We start from the raw sequence: 17,947 nt of genomic DNA, 5'->3' as shown, positions 1-17,947 counted from the left end.
CCACCGGGCGGGCGCGGAGCGAGGCGGGGAGCCGACAGGGGTACGAGGCCGGGGCCCGGCGCCGTCACGGCACCGGGCCCCGCCCCGTGTCCCTCCTGCCGAACGCCGGCTACTCCCCGTCGCCGACCGTGATCTCGACGCTCGCCTCCGCCGCCCGCGGCGCCGGAGGCACCCCCGTGCCCAGCCGCTCCTGAGCGGCCGGGTTCATCGTGGAGAGCAGCTGCCGGGCCAGACCCAGACCGGTCCCGCCCATGGTCAGCGCCTTGGCGAACACGTCCGCCATGCCGTCGGCGCCGTTGAGCAGCACCATCTGGTCCACGTTCCCGAACGCCGAGGCGCCCGCGGAGACGATCTCCGGCCACTTCTCAGCCAGCTGCTGCGCGACGACGGCCTCCTGGTTCTCCGCGAGCGCCGCCGCACGGGCCTTGATCGACTCGGCCTCCGCCAGACCCTTCGCCCGCGTCGCCTCCGCGATCGCGAGCCCCTTGGCGTGCTGCGCCGCCGCCTCCGCCTCACCGGTGAGCCGGGTCGCCGTCGCCTTGGCCGCGCTCGCCAGCTCGGTCTCCTTCGCGTCGGCCTCGGCCGCCGAGATCCGGGCGTCACGCTCGGCCGCGGCCAGCGTCCGGGTCTCGTACGCCATCGCGTCGGCCGGCTTGCGGACCTCCGCCTGGAGCTGCTGCTCCTTGCGGTGGCCCTCCAGCTCCGCCACCCGGGTCTCCTGGACGACGACCTCCTGGCGCGAGGCCGCCTCCGCCAGCGGACCGGCCTGCCGGGCCTTCGCGGACGCCTGGTCCCGCTCGGCCTGGTAGCCCGCCTGGAGGATCTCGCTGTCCCGGGTCGCCTCCGACATGCGTGCCGCTGCCTGCTGCTCGGCCTCGGTCGCCCGTCGGTTGGCCTCGGCCTGCGCGATCCGCGCGTCCCGCTGGACGGCGGCCGCGTGCGGGGCGGCCAGGTTCTTGATGTACCCGGTCGGGTCCTCGATCTCGTGGATCTGCAGCGAGTCGACGATCAGACCGAGCTTCTCCATCTCCGTGCCACAGGCCGAACGCGCCTGCCCGGTCAGCTTCTCCCGGTCACGGATCATGTCCTCCACGGTCAACCCGCCGACGATGGCGCGGAGGTGACCGGCGAAGACGATGTGCACCCGCTCGCTCATCAGCTTCTGCTGGTCGAGGAAGCGGCGTGCGGCGTTGGCGATCGACACGAAGTCGTCACCGACCTTGAAGATCACCACACCCCGGACCTTCAGCGGAATGCCCTGGTGGGTGACGCACTCGACGGACAGCTGGGTCTCGTTGAGGTCGAGCGAGAGCTTGCGCACCGCCTGCACGCCCGGCAGGACGAGCGTGCCGCGCCCGGTGACGATGCGGAACCCCATGCCCGCGCCGAGACCTTCGTTCTTGTGGTTGGAGCCGGAGATGATCAGCGCCTCGTTGGGTTCCGCGACGCGCCACATCATCTTGAAGACGATGATGAGAACGGCGAAGGCGCCGACGACGGCGCCCGCGAGAATACCGATGCCCATGGACATGGTCCCCCTTCACCGGAGCCGGTGCGGATCCGGTGAAGGGAGTGTGCGCCCGCGACCGGCGCCGCTCAACGGTTGCGTCAACTGTCGTACGCGGCTGTGACATAGACGGTGCGTGGAGGGAGATGTTCCATGACCATCACCACCGTTCCGACGCCGATCCGCTCCTTCGGGGAGGCCGGATGGGCGAGGAAGTGCTCGGCACCGCCCCGGATCCGGACGATCACCTCACCGACGAGACCGGGCCCGACGGTGCCGGTCACCCGGCCGAGCAGTCCCACCATCGAGGAGTCCATCGACGCGTCGTCCATGGCTGAACGGTACGTCAGATCCAGTCGTCCAGCGCGGACATGAACCCGTCGAAGTCGTCCCGGTGGATCGTGTGACCCGCCTTCTCCACCGTGCGGAGCGCGAATCCGCGGTCCGCCAGCATCCGGGCGTGCTCCGGCCGCACCAGCGTGCTCGGATCGGCGAGGGTGACGAGCGAGGGCACCACGGGCCGGACCGGCCACATGTCGACGCCCACGAACGCCGTGAGGCCGTGCGCCGTCCGCTCGTCCCAGTCCCGGACCGACGCCATCTCCACGTCGACGTCCTCGTCCGGCCAGTGCGGGTTGAACCCCTTGATCTGTTCCCGGGTCATCGCCTTGCCCCGGACGAACAGCTCGGCCCGGTAGCCGCAGGGGCCGGCCGCCAGGTGCCAGGCCGGGTCGGAGTACACCGCCCGGGCCGGCGTCAGGCGCTCCACCGCCCGGGCGAGCACGAGCCCGCCGAGCGAGTGCCCGACCGCCAACTCCGCACCGGCCGGAAGGGTTTCCACGAGATCGGCGGCGTGGTCCTCCGGCCGGTACTCCGCCGGCCCGGAGGCCCGCCCGCTCCGCCCATGCCCCCGCAGGTCCACCGCGATCACCCGGTAGCCGCGCTCCGCGAGCGCCGGGCCGACCCGCCGCCAGGTGCGGTGGTCGGCCATGAGGCCGTGGACGAGCAGGGCGATCCGGTCGCCCGAACCCCAAGTGGTCGTGTGCAGACGCACGGTGCGGCCTTTCTGACGGTGCGGGGCGGGCGCCGGCCGGGGTCAGCGCACGCTGCGGATGGGGCGCACGGCGAGCGCGCCGAGTACCGACAGTACGGCGGCGATCAAGAAGAGTGCCGTGTACCCGCCACTGAGCGAGACGACGAGCGAGGCCACGAAGGGGGCGATGATCTGCGGCCCGGCGTTGGCGACGTTGAGGACGCCCATGTCACGGGCGGCGTCCTCGGCCTTCGGCAGCACCATGGTCACCAGTGCGGTGTCGACGGCCATGTAGCAGCCGAAGCCGAGGCCGTTGACCGCGGAGAAGGCCAGCATCGCCGTCCAGCTCGTCGAGACGGCCGGGATCAGCAGGGCGACGGCGGCCAGCGCGGCGGAGGCGCCCACGAAGAGCTTGCGCCGGTCGAAGCGGTCCGACAGCCAGCCGCCCAGCACGGTGGAGACCACCATGGCGACCGCGTCGAGCGGCATGAGGATCGCCACCGCCTCCTCGGGGCTCAGCCCGGCGGGCAGCTCGGTGTGGTCCTTGAGGATGTACAGCTGGAACCCGGCCACCGCGAAATAGCCCAGGACCAGCAGGGCGCGGCCGATGAAGGCCCAGCGGAAGTCGTGGTCCTCGAGCGCGCTGCCGAAGGCCGCGAGCTGCTCCTTCACGGGCAGCGGGGCCTTCGCGGGCATGCGCCGCTCCCGGGCGCAGGCCGTGAAGAGCACGGCGGTGGCCGCGACGATCGCGCCGAAGACGAGATAGCCGGTGCGGTAGTCCTCGGAGAAGGCGGCGCCGACCAGGGCGCCGATCGTCGAGCCGACGGGGAGTCCGAGGCCGACGGCCGCCGAGGCCTTGCCGCGGGCGGCCATGGGGACCCGGTCGGGCACCACGGAGGTCAGGGCCGCCTGGTAGATGTTCATGACGGCCTGGCCGAGGCACCAGGCGATGGTCACCAGCAGGATCGTGTGGACGCTGCCGAGGAGCAGCATCACGGGCAGCGCGAGCAGACCGCCGGCGAGGATCCACGGGTTGCGGCGGCCCGAGCGGTCCGAGAGGGCGCCCGCCACCGGGTTGAAGACGGTGGCGAAGATCGCGGATATGCCGGAGACGAGGCCGAAGTTCGCCACCTTGCCGGCCGGGTCGATCTCCTCGATCTGGAGCGCGAGGAGCAGTCCGGGGACGCCGATGTACAGGGCGTACATCGCGGTGTTGCCGACGAGGAGCAGGGGCAGCAGGCCTCGGGTCGGCCGGCCGGCCGCGGCGGAGCCGGTACCCGGATCGCCGGTGCCCGAGGTGGTGGAGCCGGGGGAGGAAAGGGCCACGGTGCCCTCCTGGGGAGATCGCCCGAAGAGGGGCGAGAAGCGGATCGAACGAGTTAGTTACACGTGTCAGTGACACGTGTGAGCATTGTGTAGCACCCGTTTCCGGCCATCCGCCAGACCCCGGGCCGGATTGTTCTGGAAAGATGCCGAAGCGATGAGTCAGCCAACCGAACACACCCCCGAACGCCCCGTCGGGCGCGCGGTCCCGACCAGCGCCGATGTCGCCCGTCTCGCGGGCGTCTCCCGGGCCACCGTCTCGTACGTCCTGAACAACACCTCGGCCGTCCGCATCAGCGAGCCCACCCGCCGCCGGGTGCGCGAGGCGGCCGAGGAGCTGGGGTACGTGCCGCACGCGGCCGCCCGCAGCCTGCGGGCCGGCCACAGCCGGATGGTGCTGCTGCCGACCTCTCACGTGCCGGTCGGACCGCTGTACAGCCAGTTCTTCAACGAGTTCCAGTGGGCCCTGCGGCGCCTCGACTACACGGTGGTCCAGTACGGCAGCGTCGGCCTGGAGGCCGAGGAGGCCGCCCGTGCCTGGGCCGAGCTCCGGCCGGTGGCCGTGGTCTCGCTCGGCGAGGTCCAGCTGACCGGGCAGGGCGTCGAGATCCTCAAGAGGTCCGGGGCGCGGGCCGTGATCACCCTCGGCACCCAGGGCGTCGAAGGCACCCACGCCCTCGTCATGGACCAGGGACGGGTGGGCGAGGTGGCCACCGCCCACCTCGTGGAGAGCGGCCGCCGCCGGATCGGCGTCGTCATCCCCGAGGAGCCGGGCCTCGCGATGTTCTCCGGCCCCCGCCTCGACGGCGCGCGGCGCGCGGTCCACGGCACCGACGCCACCGTCGTACCCCTGCCGCTTCGTTACGACGAGGAGTCGGCGGACGAACTCGCGGCGCGCTGGCGGGAGCTCGGCCTCGACGCCGTCTTCGCCTACAACGACGAGTACGCGATGCTCCTGATGCGGGCGCTCCAGGACGCAGGCCTGGCCGTGCCGGAGGAGGTCGCCGTCGTCGGCGCGGACGATCTGCTGCTCGGCCGGCTCCTGCGGCCCCGGCTCAGCACCGTACGGATCGACATGGTGCTCGGACGTGAACTCGCGGAGCTGGTCGACCGGGCCGTCCGGGAGCCGGAGGTCCCGCCCCGCACCCGCGCGCTCCTCGCCTCGCAGGTCGTCCGGCGCGAGTCCAGCTGACCGGCCGCCCGGCGAGCGGGCGGCCGAGCGCTTAGCGTCGATCCATGAGCACAGTTCCGCAGCGTTTCGAGATCCTGCTGGTGCCCGCGCACGTCGAGGACCGGGGCGGCGCCGCCGTGACGGACAGCGCCGTGCGCACCGCCGTCGTGGAGGCCACCGGGCGGTACGGCGAGTCGGGATATCCGATCTACGAGGGCCACGGCATCAGGGCCGACATCGACCCCGAGACGCGCACCGTGGAGGCGCTGCTCGTCGACGGGCGGGAGCTCGACTACGGCCTCACGGCCCTCGCCCGCCCGGCGGGACGCGACTGACCTGGGGCGTCCTGCCTTGAAGGGGGCCCGTTGACAGGGCGGTCCGACGGGCAGAGACTCTGCGCGCGCGCCAAGACGTGAGTGTGCGGGGCGAAAGTCCTGTCACCAGGCGAACAGAGTCGTTCCGAAGGTCACGTGGGAGAGAACCGATGAGCATCCGCGACGTCTACATCGTCGACGCCGTCCGCACCCCGATAGGGAAGTTCGGGGGTGCCCTCGCCCCGGTACGTCCCGACGACCTCGCCGGACACGTCGTCCGGGCCCTCGTGGACCGCACTCCCGCACTCGACCCGGCGCGCGTCGACGACGTCTACTTCGGCGACGCGAACGGCGCCGGCGAGGACAACCGCGACGTCGCGCGGATGGCCGTGCTGCTCGCCGGGCTGCCCGTCTCCGTGCCCGGCGTCACCGTCAACCGCCTCTGCGGCTCCGGTCTCGAGGCCGTCATCCAGGCGGCCCGCGCCATCGCCCTCGGCGACGCCTCCGTGGCGATCGCCGGCGGTGTCGAGTCGATGTCCCGCGCCCCCTGGGTCCTGCAGAAGCCCGAGCGGGCCTTCCCGGCGGGCCACCAGCAGCTGCACTCCACGACCCTCGGCTGGCGCATGACGAACCCGCGCATGCCCGCCGAGTGGACGGTCCCGCTCGGCGAGGGCGCGGAGCTGATCGCCGACAGGCACGGCATCACCCGCGAGCAGCAGGACGCCTTCGCGCTCGCCAGCCACCGCAAGGCCGCCGAGGCACGGGCGAAGGGTCTGTACGACGACGAGATCGTCCCCTACCCGGGGGTGGAGCTCGCCCGCGACGAATGCATCCGCGACTCCACGTCCCTGGAGGCCCTCGCCAAGCTGAAGCCCTCCTTCCGCCCCGAGGGCGGCACGGTCACGGCGGGCAACTCCTCCCCGCTCAACGACGGCGCCGCCGCCCTGCTGCTCGTCGACGAGGACGGGCTGCGGGAGACCGGCCGGGAGCCGCTCGCCCGGATCCGCACCTCCGCGGTCACCGGCATCGAGCCCCAGCTCTTCGGCCTCGGCCCGGTCGAGGCGGTCCGGCGGGCCCTGGAGAAGTCGGGTCGTTCCTTCGCCGACCTGCGGACCTTCGAGCTGAACGAGGCCTTCGCGGCCCAGTCCCTCGGCTGCCTCGCGGAATGGCCGGAACTGGACCCCGACATCGTGAATCCTCGCGGTGGAGCCATCGCCATCGGCCACCCGCTGGGTGCCTCGGGCGCGCGCCTCGCAGGATCGGTCGCCCACCAGCTGGCGGCGGCCGGCTCGGGCACCGGCCTCGCCGCCCTCTGCATCGGCGTCGGCCAGGGCCTCGCCCTGGTCCTGGAGCGCTGAGCACCCGGACAGCACGCGAGGGGGGTACGGGAGCGGATCCCGTACCCCCCTCGCGGTGGATCACTTCTGCTTGGCGTCCTCGACGGACTTGCGGACCTCGTCCATGTCCAGCTTCCGTGCCTGGCCGATGACGTCCTCCAGCGCGGCCTCCGGCAGGGCGCCGGGCTGCGCGAAGATCGCCACGTTGTCGCGGACGATCATCAGCGTCGGGATCGAGCGGATCTCGAACGCCGCCGCGAGCTCCGGCTGCGCCTCGGTGTCCACCTTGGCGAAGACCAGGTCCTCGTGGCGCTCGGACGCCGCGTCGTAGACCGGGGCGAACTGACGGCAGGGACCGCACCAGGAAGCCCAGAAGTCGATCAGGACGAAATCGTTCCCACTCACGACCTCGTCGAAGTTGTCCTTGGTGAGCTCTACGGTGCTCATTGTTCCTACCTTTCGGGGATCTCCTGGCGGTGTCCTCACGGTCCCCTGGGGACTCGCCCGGCACAACGGCGTATCGAGCCGCGCTATTCCGCACCGCTGAGCCAGACTGTCACCCATGACGCGAACGGTGGAGAGCGAGCACGAGCACGAGTACGACGTGGTGGTCCTGGGGGCCGGACCCGTGGGGGAGAACGTCGTCGACCGGGTGCGGGCCGCCGGCCTCAGCGCCGCGATCGTCGAGAGCGAGCTGATCGGAGGCGAGTGCTCGTACTGGGCCTGCATGCCCAGCAAGGCCCTCCTGCGCCCCGTGATCGCCCGCTCCGACGCCCGGAAGGTGGCGGGCCTGCGCGCGTCGGTCCAAGGCCCGCTCGACGCCCCGGAGGTCTTCGCCCACCGGAACGAGGTCGTCGGCGACTGGACGGACGACGGCCAGGTGGACTGGCTCGACTCGATCGGCGTACGGATCTTCCGGGGCCACGGCCGTCTCCTCGGGCCGCGCCGGGTCGAGGTCGCGGGCCCCGAGGGCGAGCGGCACGTCCTCACCGCCCGCCACGCGGTCGCCGTCTGCACCGGCAGCCGCGCCGTCCTCCCCGACCTGCCGGGACTCTCCGGGGCGCGCCCCTGGACCAGCCGCGAGGCGACCAGCTCCGACCGGGTGCCAGGGCGGCTGATCGTGGTCGGCGGGGGAGTCGTGGGCGTCGAGATGGCGACCGCCTGGCACGCCTTCGGGTCGAAGGTGACGATGCTCGTACGGGGTGGGGGACTGCTGCCCCGGATGGAACCCTTCGTCGGCGAGCACGTGGCCGCGGCCCTCACCGCGCGCGGCGCGGACATCCTGACCGGCGTCTCGGTCAGCGCGGTCGTACGCGACGGCGGTACGGGACCGGTCACCGTGGTCCTGGAGGGCGGCGACCACGTCGAGGGCGACCAGGTGCTGTTCGCGACCGGCCGGGCCCCGCGCACCGAGGACATCGGCCTGGAGACCGTCGGCCTGAAGCCGGGCTCCTGGCTCGATGTCGACGACAGCCTCAAGGTCACCGGCACCGACTGGCTGTACGCCGTCGGGGACGTCAACCACCGCGCGCTCCTGACCCACCAGGGCAAGTATCAGGCCCGGATCGCCGGCGCCGCGATCGCGGCCCGCGCGCAGGGTGCGGAAGCCCTGGACGAGTCGAGCTGGGGCGCGCACGCGGCCACCGCCGACCACGCCGCCGTACCGCAGGTGGTGTTCAGCGACCCCGAGGCGGCCGCCGTCGGGCTCTCGCTCGCCGAGGCGGAGCGGGCCGGCCACCGGGTCCGTGCCGTGGACCTCGACATGAGCCACGTCGCCGGGGCCGGGCTCTACGCCCAGGGCTACCAGGGGCACGCCCGGATGGTCGTCGACCTCGACCGCGAGGTGATCCTCGGCGCCACCTTCGTCGGCCCGGGCATCGGCGAGCTCGTCCACTCGGCGACGGTCGCGGTCGTCGGCGAGGTCCCGATCGCCCGCCTGTGGCACGCCGTACCGTCGTACCCGACGCTGAGCGAGGCGTGGCTGCGGCTCCTTGAGGCCTACCGGGGCTGACGAGCCGTCATGAGGCAGCGCTGTCCGGGGCGTTGTCGGTGACGCTCGGGCCCCCGGCGGCACCGTCCGAGGAGTCGCCGCTGACGCTCGGTTCGCCGTCGGCAGCGTCCGGGGCGTCGGCGCCGACGCTCGGTTCGCCGTCGGCACCGGAGGCGTACGGGGCGATCAGCGCCCGTACCGCCGAGCGGGCCACCTCAAGAGCGGGTCGCGGATCGCGACCTGACTCCTGGCCCAGGACGACCCGGGTGCTCAACCCGTCGAGCAGGGCCAGGAGTTCGGAGGCGCGCGCCCCGGCGTCGAGCGGGGCGAAGCGCCGCCGCGCGACGCCCGCCGTCAGGAGCGTCTCCAGGTCCTCGTGCCACCCCCGGTCCAGCTCCTCCTGGGCCTCGCCGAGCGCGCTGTTGCCGGGGGTGCGGGCCCACAGCTCGATCCACAGGGTCCAGCGCGGATCGCGCGGCCCGCGCGGCAGATAAAGCCGCAGGAACCGGTCGAGCTTGCGCTCGGCCGTGATCCGTCGGGACAGCAGTGCGCGGCGCTCCTCGGCCAGCGCGGACTCGCTCCACCGGAGGGCGGCGAGCAGCAGCAGGTCCTTGCTGCCGAAGTAGTACAGGATGTGGCCGCCGCTCGTGCCGAGCCGCTCCGCGAGCGCCGACATCGTGAGCGAGGAGAGGCCGTCCTCGGCGATCGCCGTCATGGCCTCCTCCAGCATCCGTTCCTGGGTGACGTGCCCGTCCCGCCGTCGTGCCGCCCCTGCCACCGCCACTGTCCCCGTTCCGCCGATCCACCGGTGTCTCTGCTGGATCGACCTTAATCGCAACCCCCAAGGTCTTGACGTGGCCGGAACCCATCGCACATCTTGAATGCCATTCAAGAACTTAGAACGTCATTCAAGACAGCGTTCGAGACGGCGTTCACGAAAAGGTTCACGGCAGCGTCCGCGACGACGCTCAGGATCAGGAGGTGCGATGTGCTCGGACACGAGACGGCGCCCGGGAGTACGGGGGCCACGGCGGCCACGGCCCGGGACGAGGTGTTCCAGGTCGAGGAGCACGGGATCGACCCCATCCCCGACGCCGAACGGCACGGCAGCGCCAAGGACGTCTTCTGGCTCTGGTTCGGCTCGAACCTCACCTTCACCTACGTCATCAACGGCGCCCTCGCCGTCGCCTTCGGGCTCTCCTTCTGGCAGGCCACCGCGGTCGTCGTGATCGGCGGCCTCTCCTTCCTCGCCATCGGCGCGGCAGGCCTGAGCGGCGTCCGCACCGGCACCGCCACCCTCGTCATCTCCCGCGCCGCCTTCGGTCTGCGCGGCAACTGGCCGGCCGGTCTGCTCAACTGGATCGTCAGCATCGGCTACACCATCGTGAACACCGTGGTGGGCACCCTCGCCCTCGAAGCCTTCTTCGCCGACCTCGGCTGGAGCGGCGGCCCCACCACCCGCGCCCTCGCGCTCGGGGTCACCCTCGCGCTGACCTTCGCCGTCGCCCTCTGGGGCCACGCCACCGTCCAGTTCGCCGAACGCTGGATGGCGTACGTCCTCGCCGTCGGCTTCGCCGCCCTGCTCGTTCTCGTCCTGCCCGGCGCCGACACCGCCGCACCCTCCGCCGCACCCGGCGCCGCCGGCTGGAGCCTCGCCTTCGTCGTGATGCTCGCCGGCCCCTTCTCGTACCTCCCCATGCCCGCCGACTACACCCGCTACCTGCCCCGCACGACCTCCCTCAAGGCCGTGACCTGGAGCGGAGCCCTCGGCGGCTTCGTCTCCTCCGTCGCCCTCGGCGTGGCCGGGGTGGCCGCCGCGACCCAGGCCGACATGACCGACGCCGTCGCCGGCACCGAGAGCCTGCTCCCCGGCTGGTTCCAGCCGCTCTTCCTCGCCCTGGTCCTCGGCGGGTCCGTCACCAACTCGATCATCACGCTCTACTCGTCGAGCCTGAACCTCCAGGTCCTCGGCATCCCCTGGAGCCGGGCCCGCGCCATCGTCATCAGCGCCGCCGTGACGGCCGCCGGCTCCCTCGGCGCCCTCTTCCTCACCGACTTCACCACCTCGCTCCTCTCCTTCCTCTCCCTCCTGATCATCGTCTTCGCCCCCTGGGGCGGGGTCTTCCTCGCCGACATGGTGCTCCGCCGCTGCACGTACGACTCCGCGGGCCTGCACGCGCGCACCGGCGGCGCCTACTGGTACCGCGCCGGCTGGCACCCGCCCGGCCTGACCGCGCTCCTCGCGGGCCTGCTCTTCTCGGCGCTGACCTGCGACTCCGAGCTGTGGACCGGCCCGCTCGTCGCCCCGCTCGGCGGCGCGGACCTCACGCTGCTCGGCGCGGGAGTCTCGGCTCTCGTCTACGTGCTCCTCGCGCGTGGGACGGTCGCGCCGGACCCGGACCCGGAGCCGGCGCCGGTTCATCCCTGACCCCTCGGTCCCACCGGAACGGCGTCGGTACACCCCTGAGCCCCCGGAAACCGCATGAACACCCCTCGTACGCACGTCACGGAGTCACCCCGCATGAACAGCACCACCACCCCTTCCCCCGCCGACCTCCTCCTCACCGGCGCCCGGATCCACACCGTCGACCCCGCGCTCCCGGAGGCCGAGGCCCTCGCCGTCCGTGACGGCCGGATCGTCTGGATCGGCCCCGACGCGGAGGCGCGCGCCTGGGCCGGGCCCGGCACCCGGGTCCTCGACGCCGGCGGACGGCTCGTCCTGCCCGGTTTCGTCGACGCCCACAACCACGTCCGCCTCGGCTCCGACGACGCCTGCGTCCAGCTCGCCGGAGCCCGCACCCTCGACGCGATCCACGACCGCATCCGCGCCTGGCGCACCAAGCACCCCGACGCCGCGTGGATCGAGGCCGAGGCCTTCGACTACTCCGCCGTCCCCGACGGGCGCATGCCCACCGCCGCCGACCTCGACCCGGCCACCGGCGACACCCCCGCCCTCGTCCTCAGCTACGACGTCCACACCGCCTGGCTCAACACCGCCGCCCTCCGCAGGCTCGGCGTCGACCGCGACCACACCGACCTCCCCTTCGGGCGGGCCGTCACCGACCCGACGACCGGCGAACCCACCGGATTCGTCAAGGACTTCGCCGTCAAGGGGCTCTCCCGCGACGGCCACCGCGCCCTGCGCGACCTCGGCGTCCCCTGGGCCGCCCCGGACCGGCAGTACGGCCGGCTCGCCAAGAGCCTCGACGACGCCATCGGCTTCGGCATCACCACCGTCGTCGAACCCCAGAACTCCCTCGACGACCTCGCCCTCTTCCAGCGCGCCCGCGCCGAGGGCCGCCTGCGCTCCCGGATCGTCGCCGCGCTCTTCCACCCGCGCGGCACGACCGACAGCGACCTGGACGAATTCCGGGCCGTGTCGCAGGAGTTCGCGGACGACCGGCTGCGGGTCGGGCCGCTCAAGCTGTACATCGACGACGTCGTGGAACCCCGTACGGCCGCCCTCCTGGAACCGTACGCGGGCTGCGCCCACCACCGCGGCGACACCTTCTACCCGCCCGAGGAGTTCGCCGAGCTGCTCACCCGGCTCGACGCGCGCGGCTTCCAGTGCTTCGTCCACGCCACCGGCGACCGGGGCATCCGTACCGTGCTCGACTCCGTCGAGCGGGCCCGCGCCGCCAACGGGCCGCGCGACGCCCGCCACCAGATCGTCCACGTCGAGTGCCTCGACCCGGCCGACACCCCGCGCTTCGCCGAACTCGGCGTCGTCGCCTGCATGCAGCCCCGGCACGCCGCCCCGGACATCGCGGGACCGGGCCAGGACTGGGCCGAGAACGTCGGCCCCGACCGCTGGCACAAGGCCTGGCCGCTGCGCAGCCTGAGCGAGGCGGGCGCCGTCCTCGCCCTCTCCAGCGACTGGAACGTCGCCGAGATGGACCCCATGGTCGGCATCCACGCCGCCGTGACCCGCCGGCCGCCCGGTGGCGGGGAGGCGTGGACGGCGGGGGAGACGATCGACGTCGAGACCGCTGTCGAGGGCTACACGATGGGCTCCGCGTACGCCAACTTCCTCGAACACGAACGGGGTTCGCTGACCGTCGGCAAGCTCGCCGACTTCGTCGTCCTCTCCCGCGACATCCTGCGCATCGCCCCGGAGGAGATCCCGGGCACGGTGGCGGAGACCGTGGTGGTGGGCGGCGAGGTGGTCGTGGAGCGCTGAGCGGGGAGCGCGCGGGGGTACGGCGGCGGGGGCGGCCCGCCCCGAAGAGGGGCGGGCCGCCCGTGGCGCGCGGACGTACCCGTATGCCGTGTCTACGACCAGGGGGAGCCGGGTGGCTCAGAGCCGGTCGAGGATCTTCCTCAGGGCGGCGACCTCGTCGGACTGGGTGCGTACGACGTCGTCGGCGAGTGCCTTGGCGGTGGGGTTCTCGCCGTTCTTCCGCTCGTCCTTCGCCATGTCGACGGCGCCGTTGTGGTGGGCGATCATCAGCTCGGCGAACTTGCGGTCGAAGGCCTTGCCCTTGACCGCGGCGAGGTCCTTCATGTCCTGCTCGGACATCATCCCGGCCATGCCGTGGCCGCCCCCGCCGCCGGTGCCGTGACCGGCGGACTCGGGCTTGCCCCAGCCCTTGAGCCAGGCCCTCATCTTCTGGATCTCGGGGTCCTGGGCCTGCTCGATCGCGGTGACCAGCTTCTTGACCTCGGGGTCCTGGGCGCGGCCCTCGGCGAGTTCCGCCATCTCCAGGGCCTGCTCGTGGTGGGGGATCATCATCTGCGCGAACATGACGTCCGCGTCGTTGAAGGCGCCGGGTGCGGCGGCCACGCCGCCGGAGCCGGACGCGGAGGCGGAGGCGGACGCCGTGGCGGACGTACCGCCGTGGTCCATTCCGCTCTTGCCGTCGTCCGTGCCGCAGGCGGTGAGCAGCAGCCCGGTCGCGGTGGCGGCGCCGACGAGGGCGAACTTCCTGGCGGTGCGATGGGTGAAGGAACGCATGGGTGATACCTCGTGTGCTGGTCGTACAGACGGAAAGGGGCAGGCCGAAGACGTTCACGGGCAGCGCGAGGCGCCCGCGGCGGCGGTACGGCCTAGATCCGCAGGACGGACAGCTGGGCGAGGTCGGGAGGCAGGGGCGGGGGCGCGTGCGGTCCCGGCGCGGGCGCCAGCCGCGCGAGCAACAGGGTGAGCCAGTCGGGGCGGCGTCCGAGCGCGGCCCTGACGAGCCCCGCGAGCAGCCAGCCGGCGAGGACGGCCACGCACAGAGTGGTCATGTCCATCCCCGAGCCCGGCTCGTGCCCCGCGTCGCCGTCGGAGCGCGCGTCGGCTTCGGAGCCCTCGTCACCGTGGGAGGTGACGGAGTGATGGGCCGACGCCGAGCCGGTCTCCATGCCCCCGGCGGACCCGTCGGGGTGGCCGACGGCGTGCATCAGGAACACCCCGAGCGCGAGCAGGACGACGAGCAGAAGGTGCGCCAGGGCACCTTCCGCTCGTCTGCGGCGTTCCGCTCGGTGTGTACACACGGCCATACCTCCTGGCCGCCGAATATACCGGACGGGGGTATCAGGGGCGCGTCAGGCCGGCGGTGTCTCGCCCGCCATCGCGGCGGCCATCCGCAGGTGCGGCGCGGCCTCGTCGGCGCGTCCCAGGCGCTCCAGGGTGCGGCCGAGCATCAGCCGGGCGTAGTGCTCGACCGGGTCGCGCTCCAGGATCGCCCGGAGCTCGGTCTCGGCCCGGGAGAGCTGGGCGGAGTGGTAGTAGGCGCGGGCGAGAAGGAGCCGCTGGGCAGTCTGCTCCGGGTGCTCCGCCACCAGCCCGGTGAGGATGCGGACGGCCGTTCCGTACTCCTTCGCGTCGAAGAAGAACCGGGCGCGCTCCCAGCGCTCGCCGGCCGTTCCGAACTCGTAGTACGTGTCGCTCACTTGCGCGCCCTTTCCCGAGGCCCGGATCTGCCACCCTGTGGGGTGGTCGACCACGTCAACACACCGAGATGGTTTAACATTCCACAATGATTGCCGTCTCCGGACAGGAACAGGTTGAGCATGAGCAATCTTGATCGTCAGGCCGCGCTGACCGTGTGCGGCGGCCGCGGATTCGTCGTCGCCGAGCCGGTACGGGAACTCCTCAGCCCCCGCCGTGTCCAGCTCGGTGAGTCGACCGAGGTCCGCCGACTGCTCCCGAACCTGGGCAGGCGGATGGTCGGGGCCTGGGCGTTCGTCGACCATTACGGCCCCGACGACATCGCCGACGAACCGGGCATGCAGGTCCCGCCGCACCCGCACATGGGACTCCAGACCGTCAGCTGGCTCCACGAGGGCGAGGTCCTGCACCGCGACTCCACCGGCAGCCTCCAGGCCATCCGCCCCCGCGAGCTCGGCCTCATGACCTCGGGCCGGGCGATCTCCCACTCGGAGGAGAGCCCGCGGCCGCACGCCCGCTACCTCCACGGCGCGCAGCTCTGGGTGGCCCTCCCCGACGCCCACCGCCATGTGGAGCCGCACTTCCAGCACCACGCCGACCTGCCCCGGGTCACGAGGCCGGGCCTGACGGCCACGGTGATCCTCGGCGAGCTCGACGGCGCCGTCTCGCCCGGCACGACGTACAGCCCGATCGTCGGCGCCGACCTCGCGCTCACCTCCGGCACGGAGGCGCGCCTCCCCCTGGACCCCGACTTCGAGTACGCGGTCCTCGCCATGTCCGGCGAGGTCCACGTCGACGGCGTCCCGGTGCTGCCCGGCTCCATGCTCTACCTCGGCTGCGGCCGCACCGAGCTTCCCCTCCGCGCGGCCTCGGACGCCGGTCTGATGCTCCTCGGCGGCGAGCCGTTCGAGGAGGAGATCGTCATGTGGTGGAACTTCGTGGGCCGCACGGACGAGGAGATCAGGAAGGCCCGAGAGGAGTGGATGACGAGCGACCGCTTCGGCGAGGTGAAGGGCTACGACGGCGCCCGCCTGGACGCCCCGGAGGTCCCGGCGACCCAGCTGAAGGCCCGGGGTCGGGTGCGCTGACCCGGGGTGGCCGGTCTCGGCGCTGTGGTCTGCGCAGCTCATGGGCCGGCGGGACCGTCGTGATCGACCCGAACGCCACGATGGGCAGCCACCTCATGGAGCGGGACCCGGCGGAACCGCAGTCCTGACGGCGGAATCCGGCCGAAGACGCCGGGCTTCGCCTCGCGAGGACGGCGGCCCTCCGCCGACGCATCCTCAGCTCAGCTGTTCGGCCAGTCCGACGATGATGCCTTCCGGGCCCCGGACGTAGCAGAGCAGATAGCTGTCCTCGAACCGCGCGATCTCGCCGACGAGGGTGGCGCCGTGAGGGCGCAGGCGGGCGACGGTGTCCTCGATGTCGTCGACGGCGAACATGACGCGGTGCGTGCCCAGGACGTTGTGCGGCCGGTCGCGCGGCTCGCCGCCGGTCGCCGCGGGGCTGCGGTACCTCGCCAGTTCGAGCCGGCTGTGGCCGTCGGGGGTCCGGACCATCGCGATGTCGCAGTGGACGCCTTCGAGTCCGGTGCACTGGTCGGCGAAGCGGCCCTTGACCTCCCCCCTGCCCTCCAGCTCCATACCGAGTTCCACGAAGAACGCGACGGCGGCATCCATGTCGTCGACCACGATGCCGACGTTGTCCATCCGCTGAATCGCCATGCTGGTCTCTCCTTCGTCCTCGTGCGACCGGTGGTGGCCGCCGATGCCCCGGGGACGGAGCCGGTGTCGCGTTCTCGACATCCGTCCCGCCCGCAGCCGCAGCCGCGGCCGCCGGCCAGTGGTCATGCGTCGAGGGGGGAGAGGTCGGTGCGCCACACACTCACCATGGGCCAAGGGGTGCGGCCCGGCCACCGGATGCCCTGCCGAGACCGAGACCGCTCGGGCGGTTCCTCACCGCGCCTTGACCGCGCGGTTGCGCAACCGCCGCTTCAGGGCCCGGCGTTCGTTCTCGTCGAGACCGCCCCACACTCCTGTGACCTGGCGGGAGTCGTCCATGGCCCAATCGAGACAGGCCTCCCGAACGGGGCAGCCTCGGCAGATCTCCTTGGCCTCCTCGGCCTGGACCAGAGCGGGGGCGCCGGTTCCCACCGGGAAGAAGAGGTCGGGGTCGACGTCCTGGCAGGCAGCGGATGCGCGCCAGCTGTCCATGTCATTCCTCCTGTCCGTGGGTGTCTTCTCTTCGGCTGACCGATCGGCGGCACTTGAAACGCTGTCAGCCCCGCGAGTCCGCCCCCGTTCCCGCCCGACGACGTGGCGCGGGCCGACCTGGTTCGGATCGCTCGGACGGGGCACCCGAAGGTTCCAACCCGAGGGGAGTGACCGGTCATGGCCACAGGAGAGTCGTCCATGAGAGCGGCGAGAAGAGCGGGCCGCGGAGAGCTCGTACGGGCAGGCGCGAGGGCGGGCTTCGTGGCGCGAGGGGTGCTCTACCTTCTCGTCGGAGCCCTCGCCGTACGCATCGGACTGACGGGCACGGGCGAGCAGGCCGACCGGGGCGGAGCCCTCGCGCAGGTCGTCACGACGCCGTTCGGGGTCGTCCTGCTCTGGGCCCTCGGCGTCGGCCTTGCCGGCATGGCGTTGTGGCGGCTCTCGGAAGCGGTCTTCGGGGCCGCCGGGCCCAAGGGCGACCGCCCCGGCAAGCGCGCTCTGTCCGGTGGCCGGTTCGTCTTCTACGCGGTCACCTCCTTCCTCGTCCTGTCCTTCGCGACGGGGGACCGGGGCAGTGGCGCGGGGTCGACCGACCGGCAGAGCCATGACGTCACGAGCCGTCTCCTGGCACTGCCCGGCGGCCCGTGGTGGGTGGGGGCGGCGGCCGCGGGCATCCTGGGCGCGGGGCTGTGGATCGCCGGCCGGGCCGTGCTGCGCAAGTACCGGGACCATCTGGAACGGCAGCGGATGTCGACGCTGCAGCGCCGCTTCATGGATGTGACGGGCGTAGCGGGCGGCGTCGCGCGCGGGCTCGTGTTCGCCGCCGTCGGCTTCTTCGGTCTGAAGGCGTCGAGCCAGTCCGATCCGGGTGAGGCCAAGGGCATGGACGACGCGATCCGCTCGTTCGCGGAGACCCCGGCGGGCCCGTGGCTTCTGGTCGCCGTCGCCGTCGGTCTCGCGCTCTTCGGGGCGTTCTCTTTCGGCCAGTCCAAGTGGCGCGAGGTCTGATCCGTCGCCCCCGCACAGGCAGGCGGCGTCGACCCCGTGCCCATGCCCGACGTCACTCCTCGTGTCCGTCGCCTCCCCGCGCGTCGAAAGATCGCCGCGCCGTGGATGAGCGGCCCCGCACGGGGCAGTCGCAGCAGGGAGCAGCCGGTCGGCGCCGTCACGCCCACGATCGGTCC

19 protein-coding genes are annotated in these 17,947 nt (G+C 72.5%); 8 read left to right on the top strand and 11 right to left on the bottom strand.

The window, feature by feature from the left end; genetic code table 11:
- Window positions 1–109: 109 nt before the first annotated feature.
- The 4 genes from ACIP8Z_RS09665 to ACIP8Z_RS09650 all read right to left on the bottom strand — a co-directional run bounded on the left by ACIP8Z_RS09665 (window position 110) and on the right by ACIP8Z_RS09650 (window position 3,866).
- A complete protein-coding gene (locus ACIP8Z_RS09665; protein WP_402080981.1) occupies window positions 110–1,525 on the bottom strand; it encodes an SPFH domain-containing protein in 1,416 nt (471 codons plus the stop codon).
- Window positions 1,526–1,608: 83 nt separating this feature from the next.
- On the bottom strand, window positions 1,609–1,839 hold the full coding sequence (locus ACIP8Z_RS09660) for a hypothetical protein (protein ID WP_266971690.1): 231 nt from the start codon (window positions 1,837–1,839) through the stop codon (window positions 1,609–1,611).
- Between the two features lie 14 nt (window positions 1,840–1,853).
- Window positions 1,854–2,561, bottom strand: a complete 708-nt coding sequence (locus ACIP8Z_RS09655; protein WP_402080978.1) for an alpha/beta fold hydrolase — start codon at window positions 2,559–2,561, stop codon at window positions 1,854–1,856.
- A gap of 42 nt (window positions 2,562–2,603) precedes the next feature.
- Window positions 2,604–3,866, bottom strand: coding sequence for an MFS transporter (locus tag ACIP8Z_RS09650; RefSeq protein ID WP_402080977.1), 1,263 nt, complete (start codon window positions 3,864–3,866; stop codon window positions 2,604–2,606).
- Window positions 3,867–4,020: 154 nt separating this feature from the next.
- Here ACIP8Z_RS09650 and ACIP8Z_RS09645 point away from each other — a divergent pair, with 154 nt between their 5' ends.
- The 3 genes from ACIP8Z_RS09645 (at window position 4,021) to ACIP8Z_RS09635 (ending at window position 6,706) form a co-directional block, all read left to right on the top strand.
- The gene (locus ACIP8Z_RS09645) at window positions 4,021–5,055 is read left to right on the top strand and encodes a LacI family DNA-binding transcriptional regulator (protein ID WP_402080975.1); all 1,035 of its coding nucleotides are present in this window, start codon (window positions 4,021–4,023) and stop codon (window positions 5,053–5,055) included.
- A 44-nt stretch (window positions 5,056–5,099) separates the two neighbouring features.
- On the top strand, window positions 5,100–5,369 hold the full coding sequence (locus ACIP8Z_RS09640; protein WP_402080972.1) for a hypothetical protein: 270 nt from the start codon (window positions 5,100–5,102) through the stop codon (window positions 5,367–5,369).
- Between the two features lie 149 nt (window positions 5,370–5,518).
- Window positions 5,519–6,706 carry a thiolase family protein gene (locus tag ACIP8Z_RS09635; protein WP_402080970.1) on the top strand — a complete coding sequence of 396 codons (1,188 nt, stop codon included), beginning with the start codon at window positions 5,519–5,521 and terminating at the stop codon, window positions 6,704–6,706.
- A 60-nt stretch (window positions 6,707–6,766) separates the two neighbouring features.
- Here ACIP8Z_RS09635 and trxA read toward each other — a convergent pair whose 3' ends face one another.
- Window positions 6,767–7,132, bottom strand: a complete 366-nt coding sequence (gene trxA, locus ACIP8Z_RS09630) for a thioredoxin (protein WP_355965405.1) — start codon at window positions 7,130–7,132, stop codon at window positions 6,767–6,769.
- A 115-nt stretch (window positions 7,133–7,247) separates the two neighbouring features.
- Between trxA and ACIP8Z_RS09625 the strand changes: the two genes are divergently transcribed.
- Window positions 7,248–8,696, top strand: coding sequence for a dihydrolipoyl dehydrogenase family protein (locus ACIP8Z_RS09625; RefSeq protein ID WP_402080967.1), 1,449 nt, complete (start codon window positions 7,248–7,250; stop codon window positions 8,694–8,696).
- 7 nt (window positions 8,697–8,703) lie between these two features.
- Here the strand turns inward: ACIP8Z_RS09625 and ACIP8Z_RS09620 are convergent, their stop codons facing one another.
- The gene (locus ACIP8Z_RS09620) at window positions 8,704–9,453 is read right to left on the bottom strand and encodes a TetR/AcrR family transcriptional regulator (protein ID WP_402080965.1); all 750 of its coding nucleotides are present in this window, start codon (window positions 9,451–9,453) and stop codon (window positions 8,704–8,706) included.
- A gap of 210 nt (window positions 9,454–9,663) precedes the next feature.
- On the opposite strand from ACIP8Z_RS09620, the gene ACIP8Z_RS09615 reads away from it, so the two are divergent.
- Together ACIP8Z_RS09615 and ACIP8Z_RS09610 are read left to right on the top strand one after the other, a co-directional pair.
- Complete coding sequence (locus tag ACIP8Z_RS09615) at window positions 9,664–11,103, top strand: purine-cytosine permease family protein (protein ID WP_402080962.1); 1,440 nt, start codon at window positions 9,664–9,666, stop codon at window positions 11,101–11,103.
- 93 nt (window positions 11,104–11,196) lie between these two features.
- Window positions 11,197–12,855 (top strand): amidohydrolase, encoded by a 1,659-nt coding sequence (locus ACIP8Z_RS09610; RefSeq protein ID WP_402080960.1) that lies wholly within the window; start codon window positions 11,197–11,199, stop codon window positions 12,853–12,855.
- 117 nt (window positions 12,856–12,972) lie between these two features.
- On the opposite strand, the gene ACIP8Z_RS09605 is transcribed toward ACIP8Z_RS09610, so the two are convergent.
- The 3 genes from ACIP8Z_RS09605 to ACIP8Z_RS09595 all read right to left on the bottom strand — a co-directional run bounded on the left by ACIP8Z_RS09605 (window position 12,973) and on the right by ACIP8Z_RS09595 (window position 14,552).
- A complete protein-coding gene (locus ACIP8Z_RS09605; RefSeq protein ID WP_402080958.1) occupies window positions 12,973–13,629 on the bottom strand; it encodes a DUF305 domain-containing protein in 657 nt (218 codons plus the stop codon).
- A 92-nt stretch (window positions 13,630–13,721) separates the two neighbouring features.
- Window positions 13,722–14,159 (bottom strand): DUF6153 family protein, encoded by a 438-nt coding sequence (locus ACIP8Z_RS09600; RefSeq protein ID WP_402080956.1) that lies wholly within the window; start codon window positions 14,157–14,159, stop codon window positions 13,722–13,724.
- Between the two features lie 45 nt (window positions 14,160–14,204).
- Entirely contained in the window at window positions 14,205–14,552 is a 348-nt protein-coding gene (locus ACIP8Z_RS09595) for a tetratricopeptide repeat protein (protein ID WP_402080953.1), read from the bottom strand.
- 120 nt (window positions 14,553–14,672) lie between these two features.
- Between ACIP8Z_RS09595 and ACIP8Z_RS09590 the strand changes: the two genes are divergently transcribed.
- Entirely contained in the window at window positions 14,673–15,638 is a 966-nt protein-coding gene (locus ACIP8Z_RS09590; protein WP_402080950.1) for a pirin family protein, read from the top strand.
- Window positions 15,639–15,833: 195 nt separating this feature from the next.
- Here the strand turns inward: ACIP8Z_RS09590 and ACIP8Z_RS09585 are convergent, their stop codons facing one another.
- Window positions 15,834–16,274 carry a VOC family protein gene (locus ACIP8Z_RS09585; protein WP_402080948.1) on the bottom strand — a complete coding sequence of 147 codons (441 nt, stop codon included), beginning with the start codon at window positions 16,272–16,274 and terminating at the stop codon, window positions 15,834–15,836.
- Between the two features lie 231 nt (window positions 16,275–16,505).
- The gene (locus ACIP8Z_RS09580; RefSeq protein ID WP_319314140.1) at window positions 16,506–16,763 is read right to left on the bottom strand and encodes a WhiB family transcriptional regulator; all 258 of its coding nucleotides are present in this window, start codon (window positions 16,761–16,763) and stop codon (window positions 16,506–16,508) included.
- Between the two features lie 198 nt (window positions 16,764–16,961).
- Between ACIP8Z_RS09580 and ACIP8Z_RS09575 the strand changes: the two genes are divergently transcribed.
- Complete coding sequence (locus ACIP8Z_RS09575; RefSeq protein ID WP_402080947.1) at window positions 16,962–17,771, top strand: DUF1206 domain-containing protein; 810 nt, start codon at window positions 16,962–16,964, stop codon at window positions 17,769–17,771.
- The last annotated feature ends 176 nt before the right edge of the window (window positions 17,772–17,947 follow it).

This window comes from Streptomyces sp. NPDC088553 (assembly GCF_044752965.1).
In the GTDB taxonomy this organism is placed as follows: Bacteria; Actinomycetota; Actinomycetes; order Streptomycetales; family Streptomycetaceae; genus Streptomyces.
This window is presented reverse-complemented; position numbering and strand designations above follow the sequence as displayed.